Genomic DNA, 18,493 nt, shown 5'->3' with positions numbered 1-18,493 from the left:
ATGGCAGACGAGCGGCCGCTGGTCTCGATCATCACCGCAAACCACAACGGCGCGGCGTTCCTCGCCGCCGCGGCGCGTTCGGTGCTCGGCCAGACGCTGGCGGCGTTCGAGTGGATCATCGCCGACGACGCCTCCACGGACGACAGCCTTGCGGTGATCGCCGCGGCCTGCGGCGGCGACTCTCGCGTTCGGGTCCTGCCGGCGGCGGTCAACGGCGGACCCGCGATGGCGCGCAATCGAGCTCTCGCCGCGGCCCGCGGCGCCTGGGTCGCGGTCTTCGACAGCGATGACCTGATGGAGCCCGATCGCCTGGAGCGTCTGCTCGCCGAGGCGCGGTCCAACGACGCCGACATCGTGGTCGACAACCTGCGCGTGTTCAGCGCGGTTGACCCGACCGGCCAACCCCTCCTGAACGGTCAGGCCTATGCGGACCCGCGCTGGGTCACCCTGGCCGATTACATCACCAGCAGCCGGATGTACGCACCCCGACCGGGGCTTGGTTACCTCAAGCCGATGTTCAATTCTGACAAGCTGGGGCCACTGCGCTACCGCGAGAACCTGAAGATCGGCGAGGACTATGACCTGGTCCTCAGCTTGATGGCGCGCGGCGCCCGACTACGGTTCACGCCGCCGGCGCTCTATGGGTACCGCAAGCACGGCGCCTCGATTTCCGCGGTGATGCGGGGCGATCATCTCGTGCAGATGATGGCGGCCGACGCCGAATTTGAAGCGGGCCTCGCGGCCCACCCACCACAGGTACGACGCGCCCAGCAGCGACGTCGGCGCTCTCTGGAAACCGCGCTGGCCTACGACACGATCATCTGCGCCCTCAAGCGTGGGGATCTGCGCGCAGGGTTGGTGCTCAGTCTGCGACAGCCCCGGTCATGGCCCCTGCTGACCCTGCCCGTGAGGGTGCGCGTCCGGCGGCTCTGGACACGCCTCTCGGCCACCTGCCGCACGCTGGTGCTGAAACCCATGTCGCGTTAGGCCGCGCCTTGGAGACGCGGTGCGGCGTCGGCCGCAGGCGGCGGGCCGTCGGACTGAGCGCTTGCGAAGGCGCGGGCGTCCTGCAGGAGCTGGCCACGAAAGACGAATATGACCGCGCCATAGCTTATCGCAGCCGTGGCGACTGTCGCCCCGAACACCACCAGCGCGAGCTCCTGACCGAGCAGCATGCGCGTGGCTAAGGCCACAGCGGCCATCACGGCGGTGGCCGTCGCCGCGGGCGCCAAGGCCGCCAGAAGTCTTGGAGCGGGCAGGGTCAGGTCGCGGGCGAGGCGGACAACATAGAGCGCCCACACCCCCGCGATCCCGGCCGCCAGGGCCGCCGCCACGGCCCGCAGGCCGAACCGCACACTGACCGCGACGACAAGGACGCAGACGATCGCCAGGATGATCGACATGCCCAGCTGCAGGCGTGAACGCCCCAGGCCCATCGCCGTCGTGCTGAGGATGGAGAACATGCAGAAGAAGAAGCCCGCTATGGCCAGGAACTGCAGCGCCCCGACCGAGCCCAGCCACTTGGGGCCGAGCACCAGCGCGACCGCCAGGTCCGCCACCAGGGCGAGCCCGCAGAACAGGGGGGCAAGGGCGACCGCGCCGAGCCGCAGGCCGGCGATGGCCAGGACCCGCGCCGACTGGCCGCTGGGGTCGCCGGCCGCTCGCGCCACCGCGGTGAAGATGTACAGATAGAGCGGCCCCGAGATCAGCATGTCTGGCGCGCGGACGATCTGGTAGGCCATGGCGTAGTAGCCCAGGGCCGAAACGCCGAGCACGCCTCCGACGATCAGGCTATCGAGGTTGCGCGCCACAAAGTCGGCGAGGATCGCCCCGATGGTGCTGCCGCCGAACGCCAGGAGGCCCCGGGCCTCCTCGAACCTGCAATGGAAGCCGATCTCCGCGCGGCCGTTGACGGTCACCCAGACAAGCTTGGCGCCCCACAGCACAAGCTGTTGCGCGACCAGGCTCCAGGCGCCCCAGCCGTTCATCGCGGCGGCCAAGGCGGTCGCCGCGCCCAGGATCGTGGAGATCACGTCCCCCACCGCAAACACCGCGAAGCGCCCCTCGCGGATGATCCGCCCGTTCGAGACCGCCGTGAGCCCGTTCATGAAGAGGATCGGGCTGAGGGCCATGATCAGCGCCGGTAACCGCGGCTGCTGCAGGATCGCCCCCATGGGCAGGGCGGCGAGGCAGCAGGCGAGGGCGAGCGCGGCGCCGAGCCCGGCGGTCAGCCAGAAGACGGTCGACTCCAACTCCCGGCTGGCCTGGGCGCGCCGGCCGAGCGCGTAGCCCATGCCGCCGTCCGACAGCACGTTGGCCAGCAGAATGAACGGCATCGCCAGGGCCACCAGCCCATATTCGGCAGGTCCCACCAGGCGGGCCAGGATTGGCAGCAGGGCGAGTTGCAACAGCAGTCGCAGGCTGCTGGCCGCGGTGAGGGCGAGGGCGCCGAAGGAGGTGCGGTGAAGGCGGGGCTTGCGCGACGCCAGGGGTGAGGGTTCGGCCCCGGCGGGCGGACTCATGGCGTGGGCTGAGGCGGCCGCCAGATCGAGCCCCCAGCGGCGCCATCGCGACCTGCCCGGCCGTGGCCCGTGCGGTCCACCTCCCAGGCGCGAAGTTGCAGCACCGGGCGCCTCACGACCGGACGCCGTCGGGCCACGGTGACCTGACGAACCCCGCCGAACGCCGCCCCCAGCGCGCCGAAGGTCAGGACCGTCGAGAAGTAGAAGGGCGCGATCCCGATTGTCTCGATCGGCGTGCGCGCCATCTGGTAGAGGAGAATGCTGATCCAGAAGACCAGCGACAGGTCGGGGCGCGCCACGAAGCGGCGAAGGATGGCCGCCATCGCGATCAGCACCACCACGGCGATCACCACCACTCCCAGCCATCCCAACGTGACCAGGATGTCGACGAGGGTGTTGTGGAAGGTGAAGCCTCCGCGGCTTTCGATCCCGAAATAACGCCAGAGGCCTTCGGCGTCGGTGTTCCCCTGACGCCAGAAGGCATAGTAGCCGCGACCCAGCATGGGCTTCTCGTGGATCAGGTCAGCGGCCCGGTACCACAGGTAGGTTCTTCCGGTGAGCGTCGGATCCTTGTCGAAGAGATCGGCCCCCAGGTTGATCATTCCGGCGACGATGGTTCGGTAACCCAGGCCGCCGGCGAGCAGGCAAAGGGCCACCGCCCCGGTGAGCCAGCCACGCAGGAGGGGCCCGACCTTGGTGAGGGGCGTCAGGGCGCACATCGCCCCAACCCCCATGCCGAGACCGAGAAGCGCACCAGCCGAACGCGCCGCGACCACCGCATAGAGGTCAAGGCCCATGGCGAGGCCGCCGATGGCGACCCAGGTCCAGCTGCGGCTGCGGATCGCCATCATGACCGCCGCCATCGAGACCAGCAGGCCGGTTGAGGCGATGTCGCCGAGCAGGTTCTTGCTCTCGGTCAGGCCGGCCAGCGCCTCGCCCCCGGTGCCGACGCCGATGCCCACTCGGCCGCCGGCCAAGACCGCCACCGCGACATAGGTGAAGAAGGCCAGGGTCATGCCGCGGATCACCGTCTCCTGGCGGGGAGCCGATGACAGCAGCAGGCCCGCGAGCGCGGTCAGCCCGAGTTGGGCGGCGAAGCGGAAGGTCTCTCGCGGCGCTTCCGACCAGAGCACCGACAACATGGCGAACGCCGGCACGATCAGGAGGAAGGCGCGCGGCAGCAGTGCGCGGACCAGCCCCTTGCGACGGACGAAGAGATAGATCGGCGTCAGGGCGGCGACAAAGGCGGCCCCCAGGGTCGCCAGCTGCACGATGAAGAGCAGCGGCAGGAAGATGGCCAGAGCGAACAAGCCGTTGGCGTCAAGCGTGAGCCGACCGATGCGAAGTCCAGATGGGCGCTCGGGCGCGTCCTGGTCGATCACGGCCTGCGACGCTCCGCGGTAGCGCCGCCATTCAGGATCTGCCGCCGGACCTACTCCTGGCCGCAGGCGCCCGTACAGAACGGGCGCCCGGGTCTCGTTTCCCCAGCTGCTCACGGCGCGAACCTGTAAGCGCGGATGTAGTCGATTACGAACTGGGCTGGAAACGGCGTGGTTGCGTCAGGAGCGCCAGCCCAATCGCCTCCGATGGCCGTGTTGGCCAGAAGGTACATCGGCTTGTGCATATCCATCGGGGTCGGCTGGCGACGAACCTCCTGTCCATCGACATACCAGATCAGAAGGTCACGGTCCCAACTGACCGCGTAGGTGTGGAACTCGCCTGGCGTCACCGACACCTCTGTCCCGGTGCTTTTTGCGGCCTTGGAATGGGACGTGACAAAGACCTTCGCGGGGTCGCCCACACTTTCCATGACATCAATTTCAGGCGGCCAGTCGAAATCACTCGGCAAGAGCCAGAAGGCGGGCCAGATCCCCTTGCCTGCGGGCAGGAGGGCTCTCATCTCGAAGTACCCATAGGTCTGACTGAAGGTCGGCTGAGTGGTGATCAGGCCGGAGGTATACTTGAAGCCTCCGAGCTGATCCTGCAGGCGCGTGGGTGTGCGGTCCGTGGTGATATGCAACGCGCCTCCACGGACACTGAACGGGTTCAGCCCTAAGGGCCGGCCGGCGAGGGCCGAGGCCCCCTTGGCCTGGTCGGACACGGTGTTGTGCTCACCGGGGTGGGCGCGCATGCCGGGGTCGACGTATAGCTGCAGTTCCTTGTTCCATTTCAGGGTTCGCAGGTCGTAGTCGTCCTCCGCCTGACCGTCCCGAAACGTGGTCCGCCATACGCCCGACCCGCCACTCCACGGCCGGAAGCTGTCGAAATCGTCGAAAAAGGCGAGCGCCAGGCGGCGACCGTCAGGTGTCGCCTCGAGAGGCGCGCTGCGAGCCGGCGCGCAGGCGGCCATGATCGCACCCGCCACGAAACAGGCTAGGATTCTGGCGTCGAGGCGTGCGCACGAGAGAGAAGCGGAACGGAGCAGCATCGCGTCTGCGCCTAGGCCGCCGCGATGTAATAGTTCTTGAAGTAGCCGTAGTAATCGCTGGAGTCCCCGTACCCGTAGCGTGCCTGCCCCTTCACATCGACCTTGGTCAACAAGGCGCCGGCGACGTTGGCCCCGCAGTCGTGGAGGATCTCCACGGCCGACTGGGCGGCGCGCAGGGGGGTCTTGTTCCACTGGACGATGTAGAGCACCAAGTCGGCCTTGGCCGCGAGGATCCGGGCGTCGGCCACCCCCAGGATGGGCGGGGTGTCCAGGATCACGTAATCAAATTGGTTGGCCAGGCTGCGCAGGACGGCGTCGGTCCTCGGGTCGGAGAACAGATCGTGAGGCACCGATTTGCCGCTCGCGGGCAGGATGAAGAGGTTGGTCTTGGGGTCGTGGATCAACGCCTCGCGCACCGAGACACCGTTCTCGACCACTTCAACGATGCCGATGTCGCGATCTCCGACCAGCTTGCTGACGCCGCGTTGGCGCAGGTCACAGTCGACGAGGGCGACGCGCGCGCCTGACAGAGCCAGGGTTCTGGCCAGGCAAAGCGAGGTCAGGCTCTTGCCTTCGCGCGGCACCGCCGAGGTGATCGCAAACAGGCGGGCGTCATCTCGGCGGGCCGAGATCATCAGGAAGGCGCGCAGGTTGCGGAAAGCCTCGGCGAATCCGGAATAGGGGTGGTTGAGCAGGAACTCCGCCGGCGTGGCCTCCAGACCGCGCAGGCCCTTGGGCTGGATCGACCTGAAGTCGGGCAGGACGCCAGCGAACGGCACGCCAAGGTCACGTTCGACGTCCGCCCGGCTGCGAAGCTGCTTGTCCCAGAACTCCGCCATCAGCATGGCGCCGGCTCCAGCGATGAGCGCCCCCAGAAGCGCCAGAACCCCGGCGATCTTCATGTTGGGAGAGGAGGGCGACGTGGGGAGTGTCGCGGGCGAACTGATCTTCGCGTCGGATTCCTGCAGGCTGCCTTCGGCGGCGACCTGTTTGGCGCGATTCAGGTAGGCCTCATAGATCTGCTTGGCCGCGTCGGAACGCTGCTGGATCGCCAGCAACCCCACCTGCGCCCGGCTGTTGGACGCCAAGCCCCCTTGCGCCGCTCCGCGACTGCCGGTCAGCGAGGCCTCGCGGCCCGCCGCGGCGCTGGATTCCGCCCGCATGCTGGAGAGGATGCGGTTGATCTCTGCCTGGATCTGCGAGCGGATATCGTCGAGCTGGGCCTGGGTGCGCAGCACCTCCGGATACTCCGGCTTGAAGTCTGCTTTCAGCTGGGCGAGGCGGATGCTGGTCTCGGCCTCCTTCTTGCGGAGTTCCTTGACCGTGTCCGACCCAAGCGCGGCGCCCACATCAGCGCCGCCGCTGCCGTTGCGAAGCTGGGCCAGGGCGGCCGCCAGACGGGCGGCCTTCTCGGCATGATCGGCCTTTGAAATCGCCACTTGCTGGTTGAGCGTGGAAACTTCCTGCTCGGCCATGGTGGCGCCTTCGGCGCTCAGCAGGCCGTTGGCGTTCTTGTACTGTTGAACCCGCGCCTCCGCGGATTCCGCTTCCTGGCGCATCTTTTCCAGGCTGGCGCCCAACTGGGCGTTGGCGCGGGTGACTGCGACGACCTTCTCGTCGAGCTGGCGGGACAGATAGGTTTCGAGGATCGTGTTGGTGATCAACGCCGCCTTCTGGGGCGACGCCGCGCTGACCCCCACCTGGACGACATAGGTCAAGCCGGCCCGACGCGCCCAGGTTCGCGCCATCATGTTGTTGGTCACCTTGGCCAGGGTGCGCGCGTCCGGTTGGTTGATCGGCTCTTGGCCCGGGATCGCGCCGAAGAACCGAGGTCCCATGGCCGGGTTGAACTCTGGGTCATTGTACAGCCGCAGGCGCTTGACCACGTCCTGGGCAAGGGCAGGCGAGCGCAGAATTTCCACCTGTGTGTCGACCGCGCTGGTGTCCGGCGGCAGGCCGCCCTGCTGGAAGGAGGTGTCGGTCAGATTCTGTTGTTTCGGATCGATCACCACCGAGCCGACCGCCGTATAGGTGGGTGTCTGTAGGGCGAAGAGCCCCAGCACAACGACGAAGATGACCGCAGCCACCGCCAGACCCAGGGGCGCGCGCTGCAGCACGATGCCGAGCAATTGGCGCAGGCGCATACGCTCGGGTTCAGTCGGACGAAACGATGAGGGGCCGGGATGGGCGGGCAGTTCGGCACCAGCGACCGGTATTATAGCGTTCATGGGAAGCCTGTGTTTCGCAAATTCGAGGTCAGCAACCGGGTTGGCGCGTCAAAGCCAGCAAGCAAGATCAGGCACGCGGCCAAGTGGGTCGGCGTGGTGTGTCAGTCTTTTCGTCGAGCTCGCAGAGGTCTGTGCGCCGGACTTGGCCAAGCTTGGCGGCTTGGTCACCAGGGGCGGACGAGCATCCCCAACAGGCCAAACGACCCCTGGAAATTCTGGAAGAAGGACTTCGAGCCGGAGGTGTCGACCACGACGATATCGTTGCCGTAGATTTCCGGATCCTCGGCCTTGCCGCTCCGCACCTGCCCGAGATCATAGAAAGCGCTGCGACGCGATCCGCCGACGGTGCGGAAAATCGCCACGCGCTTGATGTTCGCCAGGCGCGGATCAGGGCCCTTGGCCAGCGAGACGGCCTGCAGCAAACTCGTCCGGCCGGTGAGAGGATAGACGCCAGGTTGGACAACAGCCCCATCGACCGTGACGCGCTCGCTCTGCGCCTCCTTCACCGACACCGTCACCTGCGGATCCTTCATGAAGGACTTCTTCAAGGCGGTGGCGATATCGTCGGAGAGTTCACTTGGCGTCCGGCCGCTCGCCTGAAGCGAGCCCAGCAGGGGCAGCAAGACCTTCCCCCCGGAGTCGACGGTGACCGTCCGGCTCAACTCAGCGATCTGGAAGACATTGATGTCGAGCTTGTCGTCGGGGCCGATACGATAGCCGCTGGCGCCCACACGCGTCGGCGCACTATCGGGCGGAGGCAGCGGCGCGGCGAAGGCGGGTTGACCGAGCGTCAGCAACACGAACGCTGCGGAAATGACGGAAAGGTGCAGACGCATTTAGCAGGCTCCGGGGGCAACGGCGCGGCCACGAAGGGGCTAGCCACAACTCACTGAGCCAACCAACGCTGACATTGCCGCAGTGTTCCGTCGGCCGTCCGGAGATTTCGTCAGTACAGCTCAAGCACCTTCAACCCGGCGAGCCGCGCGACGGCGCCGGCGTGAAGCGCGCCGCGCACCAGCCAGCGGGTGCGCGACTGGACCGAACCGATCGCGGTCAGGGCCCCGCCGAGGCAAAGGGCGACCTTGGCGCCGGCCATCGCGATCTGGACACCTCGAGCAAACCAGCCTCGGCGCACGAGCAGCCTCGAGCCATGGGTCTGGCCGGTGCGAAAGCTGCGCTTCAGCAGCCAGGTCAGGCTCAGGCGCGCCGGGGTCACGGGCTCATAGGCCACCGCGTCACGCGCATAGCCTATCGACCCCCCGCCATCGGTCAGGCGATAGAAGAAGGCGTCGTCCTCCCCTCCCATCCGCCCCAGAGCCGGGTCGAACCGCAGACCGTATTGCTCGATGGCGCTGCGCCGGATCAGGACGTTTCCAGCGTAGCCCTTTAGGATCCGTCCATTGGTGAAGGTCGGCGCCGTCGAATGGAAGTCGGCGGCGACCAGCCAAGAGGGAGCCTGCGGCGGGTAGGTCGCCTTCACTGGCCCGAGCACGGCGTCGCAGCCGGATCGCTCGACTTGCGAGAGCAGGGCGACCAGCCAGCCGGGGCCCGCAGTTTCGTCATCGTCAAGAAACGCAAGCCAGTCTCCCGTGGCCACGTCGAGACAGGCATTGCGCGCCACGCAGATATTGCGCTCCGGCGCGTGGACATAGGCGACTGAGAGTCCGTGCAGCTCCGCCGCGGCGAGGACGCGCGCCTCGGCTTCACGGCCGGTGTCGTTGTCGGCGACGATGACCTCAACCCTAACGCCTTCAGGCAGCTCCTGCTGCGCGATGGACGCGAGGGTGGCGACCACGGCGGGCCGGCGATAGGTGCAAACCGCTACACTGACGACCGACGCGATCATGATCGACCCCCGTGAGAGCATCCCCAACGATAAATGGGGCGTTGCGTTCCCTGTAGGTTGAAGAAGCGATGTTAGCTTGACCAGAACGCAAGCTTTGCGGTTCGGATGAGAGCTAAATTCTTTGCTTAAGCTTGGAACCACATGCTTGGGCATGGACGTTGTTGCGGCAAATCAGACGTGCATTTGGTTCGTCGGGATCTTCTAGTAGCGGTCATGTCAGAAATTTTTCGTACCACCCCCCAGCCGCAAGCCTTTTCGCAGACACTTGCTCCTATGGACGATGTCGCATCCGAGGCGATGCATTTCGCCATAGCCCTCGTGGCGCTGATTTTCGTCGCGCCCTTGATGCTCTTTGTCGCCTTGGCGATCTTCTCCCATGATCGGGGTCCGATCATGTTTGCGCACCGCCGGATTGGTCGGGGTGGCGCGAGTTTTCCCTGCCTTAAGTTCCGCAGCATGGCGGTGGACGCCGAGGCGCGCCTCGCCGAAGTTCTGGCCAGTGATCCGGACGCCCGCGCAGAGTGGGATAAGGATCACAAACTGCGCAACGACCCGCGTGTCACCAAGCTGGGCGCCTTCTTGCGTCGCACGAGCCTCGACGAGCTTCCCCAACTGTTCAACGTGTTAGCGGGCGATATGAGCCTTGTCGGCCCGCGACCGATCGTCGACGCCGAAATTCAGAAGTATGGCCGGCGCTTCCAGCAATACTGCGCGGTCAAGCCTGGCATCACCGGCCTATGGCAGGTCAGCGGGCGTAATGACACGTCCTACCGCGCCCGCGTCGCCCTGGACTGCATCTACGCCAAGCGCCGCACGGTCGCCCTGGATCTGGCCATCATGTTCAACACAGTGCCCGCCGTCCTACTGCGACGCGGGTCCTACTAGCCGGGGCGGACCGCCGCCTGGGTACTTAAAGCCGCGACCCGATTTCCGAAGCTCGACCTCGACCACCTCAACATCATCCCTTCAGCGGCCTCGGCGCGGATCGTTTCCACGCCGGCAGCGCCGCCATTTTCCGGGCGTAGTTCGCGATGACCTATTACAATTATCTCGGCCAGGCGATGGCGGTATCGGCGCCGGAACAGTCGAGCATCGATGGCTCCCCGGCCGGCGACGAAACCATCCAGGCGTCTGCCGGAAGCTCCTCCATCTCCGGCGGCGGTGGCGGTGACCTGTTGATCGGATCGTCCGGCGACAACCGCTTCTACATCAAGGACAGCAACGACCGCGTCCAGGAACTGCCCGGCGGGGGCGTAGACACACAGATCGCCTACACCTCGGTGATCCTGGCCCCCAACGTCGAGAACTTGACGGTCCACATGGACTTCAACTTCGCCGTGGGCAACGGGCTGGACAACCTCATCATCGTGGACGGGAGCCAGTGGATCAACGGCCTCGCCGGCGATGATGTCCTGGTCGGGTCGGTAACCCAGCGCACCTCGTTCCAGGTCAAGATCGGCGAAGGCAACGACGTCATCTACAATTGGAACGGCAACTCCCAGCTACAGCTCCTGAACGCCGCCGGCTTCGAGACCGCGGCGGACGTCCGCGCGCAGATGACCCAGTCAGGTGCGGACACCATCCTGCAGCTCTCGCCGACCGAAACCCTTACGTTCCGCAGCATGACGCCGGCCGAGTTTACGGACCGCCAGCTGCTGGGCGCATTGGACACCTCCAAGCTCGGGGCCCTGACCTTCAGCGACGAGTTCAACAGCCTGCAGATACGCGATCCGTCGCTCGGCGGGGGTCAGTGGAACACCAATTTTGGTGGCAATCTGAAGGACCAATACAGCTACGCCCTGGTCCAGAACGGGGAGCAACAGTCTTATGTCGCGCCGGGGTTCCAGGGACGTGGCGACCACGACATCGGGGTCAATCCGTTCTCGATCGAAGACGGCGTGCTGACGATCACGGCGGCGCCCTTGGCGGTTGAAGATGTCTATGCCGCGTGGGGCGCCACCCACACCTCCGGCATGCTCAACACCCTCGGCAGTTTCGCGCAGAAGTTCGGTTATTTCGAGATGCGGGCGGAGGTCCCCACGGCGGCCGGCGCCTGGCCCGCCTTCTGGATGATCCCCAGCCCCTACAAGCCGAACGCTGAGGCCGACATCATGGAAGGGCTGGCCGCCACCCCCAATGTTGACTACCGGCGGGCCTATGGCGGCGCCGAGGGGTCCGAGACGCAGTACGACAACGTCCTGACCGTCGATCCCGCAGGCTTCCACACCTACGGGATGTTGTGGACGCCCCAAACCGTGACCTTCTTCTACGACGGCGTCACCGTGCTGCACGGCGCGACGCCCTCCACCTGGACAAGCCCGATGTCGCTGATCGTCAACCTCGCGGTTGGCGGGTGGGGGGGCGAGCCGGATCCGACGGCCTTCCCGGCGCAGCTGAACGTGGACTATGTCCGCGCCTATGCGCTCGCCGACGGGTCGAGCGAGGTGCTCCACCTGACGCCGCCGCCGCCGGTGGCCACGTTGCAGGACAACGGACCGGCCAGCGGTCAGGTGAACACGCCCGTCACCTTCGAGGCGGGCGGCGCGGCGGTGACCACCTCCCACATCCAACTCTCCTCGGCACCTCCGACGACGCTGCCGCCGGGCCAGACCATGATGATCTGGGAAGACGCTGGCGCGGTGTTCGGCGCGGTGTCCGACGGGTCCAATCTCGCGGTGCCCACTGCGCTGATGGCGGGTTCGATCAGCCAGTTCACCGGAGCGGGAACCTGGCTCACCAGCGGCAAGGTCGTGTTCGCCTACCTGCAACCCGGCAGCGACGGTGGTCAGCACCTGTGGGACATCGTCTTTGATCCGGTGCGCAAGACCTTCGTCCGCCAGGATCTGGGCGCGGCGAGCGCCACCCCGGACGCCACCTTCGTCGCCACCGGCCACGGCGGCTTCGCGGTCAGTTGGCACACCCCTGACGGCACGGTGGTGGCGCGGGGATACGATGAGTATGCCTACGGCGGCGACGTGCCCGGCTGGTATGGTCCCGCGCGCGAAGTGACCGGAGATCTCGTCGGGGTCACGGCGGGCGGTCAGGTCATCGCGGCCAATGGCGCCGATCAGCAACTCTACACCCTGGCCGACGCATCGACCTACACTCCCTCGACCGTCGCGATCCAGTCGGCCCCGGTCGCCCATCTCGAAGGCGACACGGGGGTCACAGCCTTCACCTACACGGTCGTGCGCACCGGCGACACCTCGGCGGCGGGGGACGTCTCCTGGAGCGTGTCCGGCGCCGGGACGCACCCGGCGGTCGGCGCTGACTTCCAGGGCGGCGCCCTGCCCACCGGAACCGTGAGATTCGGCGCCGGCGAGCTCAGCAAGACCCTCACCGTCAATGTGGCCGGCGACGCTGTCTCGGAGTCCGACGAGGGTTTTGTCGTGACGCTTTCCAACCCGACCGGCGCGGGCGTCGAGCTGCGGAACGCCACCGCCAGCGGGGTCATTGAGAACGATGACACCGGCGCTGGCCCGACAGACCCCAGCGGCTCGGGCCAAGTGTTCACCGCCTCCGGTACCGGCGCGACCCTGGCCGGCGGCGCCGGCGACGATACGATCTACGCCAGCCAGGGGAACGACGTCCTGACCGGCGGCTCAGGCGCCGACCAGTTCGTGTTTGGCAAGGAGCCCTGGTCGCCCAACCGGATCACCGACTTCACCGTCGGTTCCGACAAGCTCGACCTTTCGGCCCTGCTGCAGGCGGCCGGCTATACGGGATCGGACCCCGTCGCCGACCAGTACGTCAGCCTGATCGACGACGGGGTAGGGGGGACAAAACTTCTGTTCGACCGCGACGGAGAGGGGGCGAGCCCGCAGTGGGGGAACTACGTCATCCAGCTGGATCACGTGTCGAGTTCAGGGCTCACCTGGTCGGCGCTCAGCCAGGGCGCCGGTTCCCCGCCGCCGCAACCGCCCGGCGCCGGGACGCTCGTCGTGTTTGCGGGTCAGTCAAACATGGGCGTCTACGGGACCGATGCGTCAAACATCTCGAGTCTCTGGTCGCAGAGTCCTCTGACCCAGATCTGGAACCAGACGACGCAGGCTTTCGAAGAGATGCGCCCGGGCGTCAACACCGGCTACGCCGGCGCGCCCAATGGGTGGGGCCCCGAGGTCGCGTTCGCGATCGACATGCGCGCCGTCCACCCGGGAGAGACCTTGTACATCGTCAAGTCCGTGGCCGGCGGCACTCAGCTGGCGCAGGATACTGCGCAGTATCACGCCGACTGGTCGCCCATGAGCGCGGGCGAACTCTTCGACCAGACCACCCAGATGATCAGCCAGGCCAGCGCCGCGGCCGGCGGCCTGCGGCCCGCGGCCGTGTTCTTTGGTCAGGGAGAGGAAGACGCCAACTACCAGGCGACGGCTCAGGCCTATGGCGGCAATCTGACGGCCTTCTTCTCGGCGGTTCGGGCCGATTGGCTCCAGGACCCCAACGGCAAGATCGGCTTCTTCGCAATCGGAACCTCTCCGCTCTATGCGGCCGATGTCCGGGCTGGTCAGCTGAGCGTCGATCAGGCTGACGCGAACGCCCTGAGCTTCGACGCCGCCGGCCTGCCGCTGCAGGCTGATGGCCTGCATCTGGCGGCCGAGGGCGTCAACACATCTGGCGATAACTTCTTCCAGATCTTCCAAAGCTGGGCGGACGGCTCAACAGGCCCTGGCGGCGATGTCTTCATCTCCGCGGGCCCGGGTTCGACCTTGGCCGGCGGCGCGGGAAACGACACCTTGATCGGCGGCCGCGGCGACGAAGTCCTGACGGGCGGCGCTGGCGCCGATACGTTCTCGTTCCCGGCCGAGCCCTGGTCGCCCAACCGGATCACCGACTTCACGGTGGGCGTCGATCGGCTGGACCTTTCGTCGCTCTTCCAGAAGGCCGGCTATACGGGGGCCGATCCGGTCGCCGACCGCTACGTCACTCTGCTGGACGATGGAGCCGGCGGCGCTCAGGTGCTGTTTGATCGCGACGGAACCGGCCCCAGCCCGCAGTGGGCCAACTACATCCTCAAGCTCGACAATGTGTCGGCCTCAGGCCTGACATGGTCGGCCCTGACGGGCGCCGGAGCCTCGAGCCCGCCACCTGTCCAGGCCCCCCAGCTGGCGTTCAGCTCCTCGGCGGTCAGCCTCAACGAGGGCGATAGCGGGTCGACGGCCCTGGTCTTCAACGTGAGCCGCACCGGCGACCTCAGCGGGACCGCCAGCGCGTCCTGGTCGGTTAGCGGATCGGGTGCGGCGCCCGCCATGGCCTCCGACTTCGCGGGTGCGATCCTCCCAGCCGGCACGGTGGCCTTCTCGGCCGGCGAGGCGAGCAAGTCGATTGTCGTCCAGGTCGCCGGAGACACGACTGCCGAAACCGACGAGAAATTCACGGTCACGCTCAACAACGCGACAGGCGCCACGCTGGGGGCCAAGACCGCCGTCGGGACCATCCTTGACGACGACGGCGCGCCCGCGCCGCACGAGACAGTGCGGACGTCGGCGGGGTCCTACACGCTGTCCGGATCCGACTACAACCTCGAGCTGGTCGGTTCGGCCCCCCAGAGTGGTACGGGCAGCGCGCTCGACAACACCCTGACGTCCAATGACCACGGCTCCAGCCTCCAGGGGCTGGACGGCGCTGACACCCTGGTGGCGGGCCATGGCGCTGACATCCTTAGCGGCGGCGCCGGCGCCGATGTCTTCGCCTTCCGGGTGCTGCCTTGGAATGCGGGCCACGTCACCGACTTCGTGGTCGGAAGCGACAGGCTCGATCTCAGTGCGCTGTTCAATTCCAGCGGCTATTCGGGCTCGGACCCGGTCGGCGACGGGTATGTGAGCCTGTCGTCTGACGGCGCGGGAGGCGTGCGGATCGCCTTCGACATCGACGGCCCTGGCGGCGCCAACCCCTGGCCCACGACGATCACCACGCTTGATGGGGTCGCGAGCACGGGTCTCACCTACGCCCAGCTGGCCGCGGGCTACTCCACCCCGCCTCAGCCTCCGCCTCCGCCTCCGCCTCCGCCCCCGCCCGCCGGCGACGGGACAGGCGGTCAGGTCCTCACTTCAGCCAAGTACGGCGACGTGCTCGCCGGCGGGAGCGGGGCCGACACGCTCAACGCCGGGCAAGGGCCCGACATGCTGAGCGGCGCGGGGGGGGCAGATGTGTTTGTCTTCGCGAACGCCCCCTGGAACGCCGGCCACATCACCGACTTCACGCCAGGTACGGACGTGATTGACCTAACCCAGCTGATGGCCGCCACGGCCTACAGCGGCGCCGATCCGCTCGCTGACGGCTGGCTTGAATTCCGCGCCGATGGCTCGGGCGGAACCCAGGTCTATGTCGACCTAGACGGCCCCTCGGGGTCGCAGTGGCCGACTTTGGTCACCACCCTTGATCACGTGAGGCCGGCGCAAATCTCGCCCCAGGACTGGCTGTTCCACTAATGGAACAGCCAGTCACCCGCTCTGATCGTGTTGAGGGCGACATGGTCGAGGGTCGTGATCAGGAAAGGCCACTCCGCACCCTGGGGGCCGTCGATGTCCACGAAGACCCGGACGCCTCCGGCTCCGTCCGACTGGAGGCTGAAATAGCCGTCCATCAAGGGATCGGATCCGCGGTAGTTGGCGGCGGCGAAGATGGCCCTGAGGTCGAGAACATCCGACCCGGGCGCGAAGTCAGTGATATGACCGGCGTTCCAGGGCGTCTCCCGGAATACGAAGTGGTCGGCCCCCGCGCCGCCGGTGAGCACATCGGCATAGCGCCCGGCCATGAAGGTGTCGGCTCCCGCGGTCCCGTTGAGGCTGGCCGCCGGGCCAGTTGAAGCCACCACGAGGCCGCTGGGCTGTTGCGTCCCCGTCGGTGTCATCAGCTTGGCCGCGGTGAGATCCCCGGGGCGAACCCCGTCCAGCGTCGTGACGGTGATTGGCCATGGATTGCCGATGCCGCGACCGTCCACGTCCCAGAGCACCTGGCTTCCGCCGGCGCCGTCGTCGCGCAGCACCAGGTAGCCGTCGGCGATCGGATCGGCGCCGGTGTAGTGGGATTGGGCGATGAATGCGGAGAGATCGAGACGATCCACCCCCACGACGAAATCGGTGATGTGACCGGCGTTCCAGGGCAGGTTTGCGAAGGCGAAGCTGTCGGCGCCCGCTCCGCCGGTGAGGACGTCAGGGCCTTGGCCCGCATTGAGGGTGTCCGAACCCGACCCGCCCGTCAGATGGTCCCTATAGGTTTCCGACTGCAGCGCGACGCCGCCTGAGCTGGGGGGCGGGCTGCCTGGGGTTGCGCCCGTCGGCGTGGCGGTCTCTCCGAAGACCTTCGCGGCGGTCAGGCCGACCGGCGACACGCCGTCGAGGGTGGCGATGGTGAACGCCCAGGGACTGCCGCTCGCGGGGCCGTCGATGTCGAGCATGACCTTCGTCCCGCCCAGTCCGTCGGAGACGAAGGAGACATGGCCGTCGGCCACCGGGTCTGCGCCACTGTAGCCAGCCTCGTACAGGGCGGAGAGGTCGATCTTGTCGACGCCGACCTGGAAGTCGGTGATGTGGCCGGCGTTCCACGGCAGGTTCTTGAAGACGAACGCATCGGCGCCGTCCCCTCCGGTGAGCCTGTCGGGGCCCTGGCCAGCAGTGATCGAGTCCGCGCCCGCGCCGCCCGTCAGGGTGTCGGCGTAGCCGGAGGCGGTGAGGCGGAGGCCTGAGGAGCCAGCCTGGGCCGTATCGGTCGGGACCGTGCCCGGGAGCGCATAGGCCCGGATGTAGTCGATCTTCATCTCGGCCGGCAGGGCGCCCTGGTCAATCGCGCCACCCCAGCCGCCGAGGGCGAGGTTGGCGATCATGTACATGGGCTTGTTCATGTCCGCCGGAGTCGCGGCCTGGAACACCTCCACGCCATCGACGTACCACTTCAGGCTCGTGGCCGTCCAAAGAACGCCATAGGTGTGGAAGCCGTCGGCGGTGTCGGGCACGAAGGCGGCCTGACCCGAGGAGACGTGGTCGCCGTTCAGCCCCGAGTGGGCGGTGGTCCAGGCCGCTCGGGGATCCGATGAGAGGGTCTCCATGACGTCGAGTTCCGGCGGCCACGATCCGTCGGCCGGCAGCAGCCAGAAGGCCGGCCAGGCGCCGGCGGCCTCGGGCAGGTCGGCGCGCATTTCGAAATAGCCGTAGGTCTGGCTGAAGGTCGGCCGGGTCGAGATCATGCCAGAGGTGTAGTCGTAGCCGTAGGTCTCCGGGTTCGAGGTCGGCCGCGCCTGGATGGAGAGCGTGCCGTCCGCGTTGGAGGTGAACGGCGTCACCGCGAAGTCCCCCGCGTGACCGCGGAAATAGGGGGAGACGTAGACCTGTTTCTCGTTGTTGGTGGCGAGGGTGTAGGAGCCCAGACCCTGCTCGCCCTGGTACCCGTAGTCGGGACGCCAGACGCCGGTCGGATTGCTTTGCGCATCCCACAGCGACAACGGCTGGTCGAACTCGTCACGGAACGTCATGGCGCCCAGTTGGCCGGGGTCCAGCTGCAGTTCGAAGTCCTGGGCGCTGAGCTGTGAGACGGTGAGGTTCCTCAGCATCAAACCGTCACCGCCGCCGAGATCGAGCTTCACGTCGCCGCCGACCTGGGTCAGGTGGGCCTGCACTTGGCCGAAACTCGTATAGCCGCCAGTGAGGCGGATGACGTCCTCGCCCGGGGAGAAGTCCTGGATGACGTCGCCGCCCTCACCCTTGACCACCACGAACACATCCGAGCCGGCCCCGCCGATCAGAATGTCCTGCCCGCCCCCGCCATAGAGCTGCTGGGATCCGGCCCCGCCCTGGATGATGTTGTCGCCAGCGCCCCCGGCGCCGTAGGTGCGGTCGCCATTGACCTCGAGGTTCTCAACCTCGGCGTACATCGGAAGGTAGACGTTCGACCAGGCGACAATCTTATCGACCCCGCCATTGGCCTGTTCGACCACCTGATCGGATGACGATTTCAGATAGTAGGTGTCGTCCCCGGCGCCGCCCACCATCCGGTCCCCCTGGCCGCCCCACAGGGAGTTGGCGTCGGCGGTTCCGGTCAGGGTCTCTCTGCCGTCGGTCCCGTAGAGGTCGGAGACAGGCGTGTTTGTTCCGACGGCGACTGAGCCGTCATATTTGAGCCAGGACATCTAGTTTCCCCGATCCGGAGTTCGACCCCTGACACACCAGGAGTCTCTCGCGGTCCAGCAACGCTAGCGCTGAGAGCCTTTCCAACACATGACCCAAGATGTCGCACAAATAGTTTCCACGCTGCCTGGGAGGGCATGGATGCTGTTTCTACGGTGCGCTGGTAAGCTTAGCCATAGGCGGGTTAAGACGTCTTGGGTGCCTCGTCCGATGAGAAAACAATATCCTTAGAGGCTTGATCTAATAGGAGAACAAGCGTCACCTTGAGTGCGCCCCGCCTGCCCAGATACGTCGAGCCGTCTGCGTGTGGATACCGGCGATTTTTGGGTGGGAGATGTGGCAATTTGACC

The 18,493-nt window shown here is 66.9% G+C and carries 10 protein-coding genes; 3 read left to right on the top strand and 7 right to left on the bottom strand.

Going from position 1 to position 18,493, the window contains the following annotated elements; all coding sequences use genetic code 11:
- Positions 1-987 carry a glycosyltransferase family 2 protein gene (locus Q8N10_RS14550; RefSeq protein WP_304777308.1) on the top strand — a complete coding sequence of 329 codons (987 nt, stop codon included), beginning with the start codon at positions 1-3 and terminating at the stop codon, positions 985-987.
- Here Q8N10_RS14550 and Q8N10_RS14545 read toward each other — a convergent pair.
- The 6 genes from Q8N10_RS14545 to Q8N10_RS14520 all read right to left on the bottom strand — a co-directional run bounded on the left by Q8N10_RS14545 (position 984) and on the right by Q8N10_RS14520 (position 9,024).
- Positions 984-2,522: an oligosaccharide flippase family protein gene (locus Q8N10_RS14545; RefSeq protein ID WP_304777309.1), complete on the bottom strand. Its 1,539-nt coding sequence runs from the start codon at positions 2,520-2,522 to the stop codon at positions 984-986. The two genes, Q8N10_RS14550 and Q8N10_RS14545, sit on opposite strands and share 4 nt — an antisense overlap.
- The gene (locus Q8N10_RS14540; RefSeq protein WP_304777310.1) at positions 2,519-3,904 is read right to left on the bottom strand and encodes an O-antigen ligase; all 1,386 of its coding nucleotides are present in this window, start codon (positions 3,902-3,904) and stop codon (positions 2,519-2,521) included. The genes Q8N10_RS14545 and Q8N10_RS14540 overlap by 4 nt, the downstream gene beginning before the upstream one ends.
- A gap of 110 nt (positions 3,905-4,014) precedes the next feature.
- Positions 4,015-4,950: a glycoside hydrolase family 16 protein gene (locus Q8N10_RS14535; protein ID WP_304777311.1), complete on the bottom strand. Its 936-nt coding sequence runs from the start codon at positions 4,948-4,950 to the stop codon at positions 4,015-4,017.
- 11 nt (positions 4,951-4,961) lie between these two features.
- The gene (locus tag Q8N10_RS14530) at positions 4,962-7,094 is read right to left on the bottom strand and encodes an AAA family ATPase (protein ID WP_304777312.1); all 2,133 of its coding nucleotides are present in this window, start codon (positions 7,092-7,094) and stop codon (positions 4,962-4,964) included.
- A 248-nt stretch (positions 7,095-7,342) separates the two neighbouring features.
- Positions 7,343-8,014 carry a polysaccharide biosynthesis/export family protein gene (locus tag Q8N10_RS14525; RefSeq protein WP_304777313.1) on the bottom strand — a complete coding sequence of 224 codons (672 nt, stop codon included), beginning with the start codon at positions 8,012-8,014 and terminating at the stop codon, positions 7,343-7,345.
- A 110-nt stretch (positions 8,015-8,124) separates the two neighbouring features.
- Positions 8,125-9,024, bottom strand: coding sequence for a glycosyltransferase family 2 protein (locus Q8N10_RS14520; protein WP_304777314.1), 900 nt, complete (start codon positions 9,022-9,024; stop codon positions 8,125-8,127).
- A 273-nt stretch (positions 9,025-9,297) separates the two neighbouring features.
- On the opposite strand from Q8N10_RS14520, the gene Q8N10_RS14515 reads away from it, so the two are divergent.
- Complete coding sequence (locus Q8N10_RS14515) at positions 9,298-9,909, top strand: sugar transferase (RefSeq protein WP_304777315.1); 612 nt, start codon at positions 9,298-9,300, stop codon at positions 9,907-9,909.
- 146 nt (positions 9,910-10,055) lie between these two features.
- Complete coding sequence (locus Q8N10_RS14510) at positions 10,056-15,452, top strand: type I secretion C-terminal target domain-containing protein (RefSeq protein ID WP_304777316.1); 5,397 nt, start codon at positions 10,056-10,058, stop codon at positions 15,450-15,452.
- Here Q8N10_RS14510 and Q8N10_RS14505 read toward each other — a convergent pair.
- Positions 15,449-18,145, bottom strand: a complete 2,697-nt coding sequence (locus Q8N10_RS14505; RefSeq protein WP_304777317.1) for a family 16 glycosylhydrolase — start codon at positions 18,143-18,145, stop codon at positions 15,449-15,451. The genes Q8N10_RS14510 and Q8N10_RS14505 overlap by 4 nt on opposite strands.
- Positions 18,146-18,493 lie beyond the last annotated feature (348 nt).

Source organism: Phenylobacterium sp., from assembly GCF_030693625.1.
GTDB classification, from domain to species: Bacteria; Pseudomonadota; Alphaproteobacteria; order Caulobacterales; family Caulobacteraceae; genus Phenylobacterium; species Phenylobacterium ferrooxidans.
The sequence above is the reverse complement of the archived record's forward strand: the minus strand, read 5'-3'. Positions and strand labels throughout refer to the sequence as shown.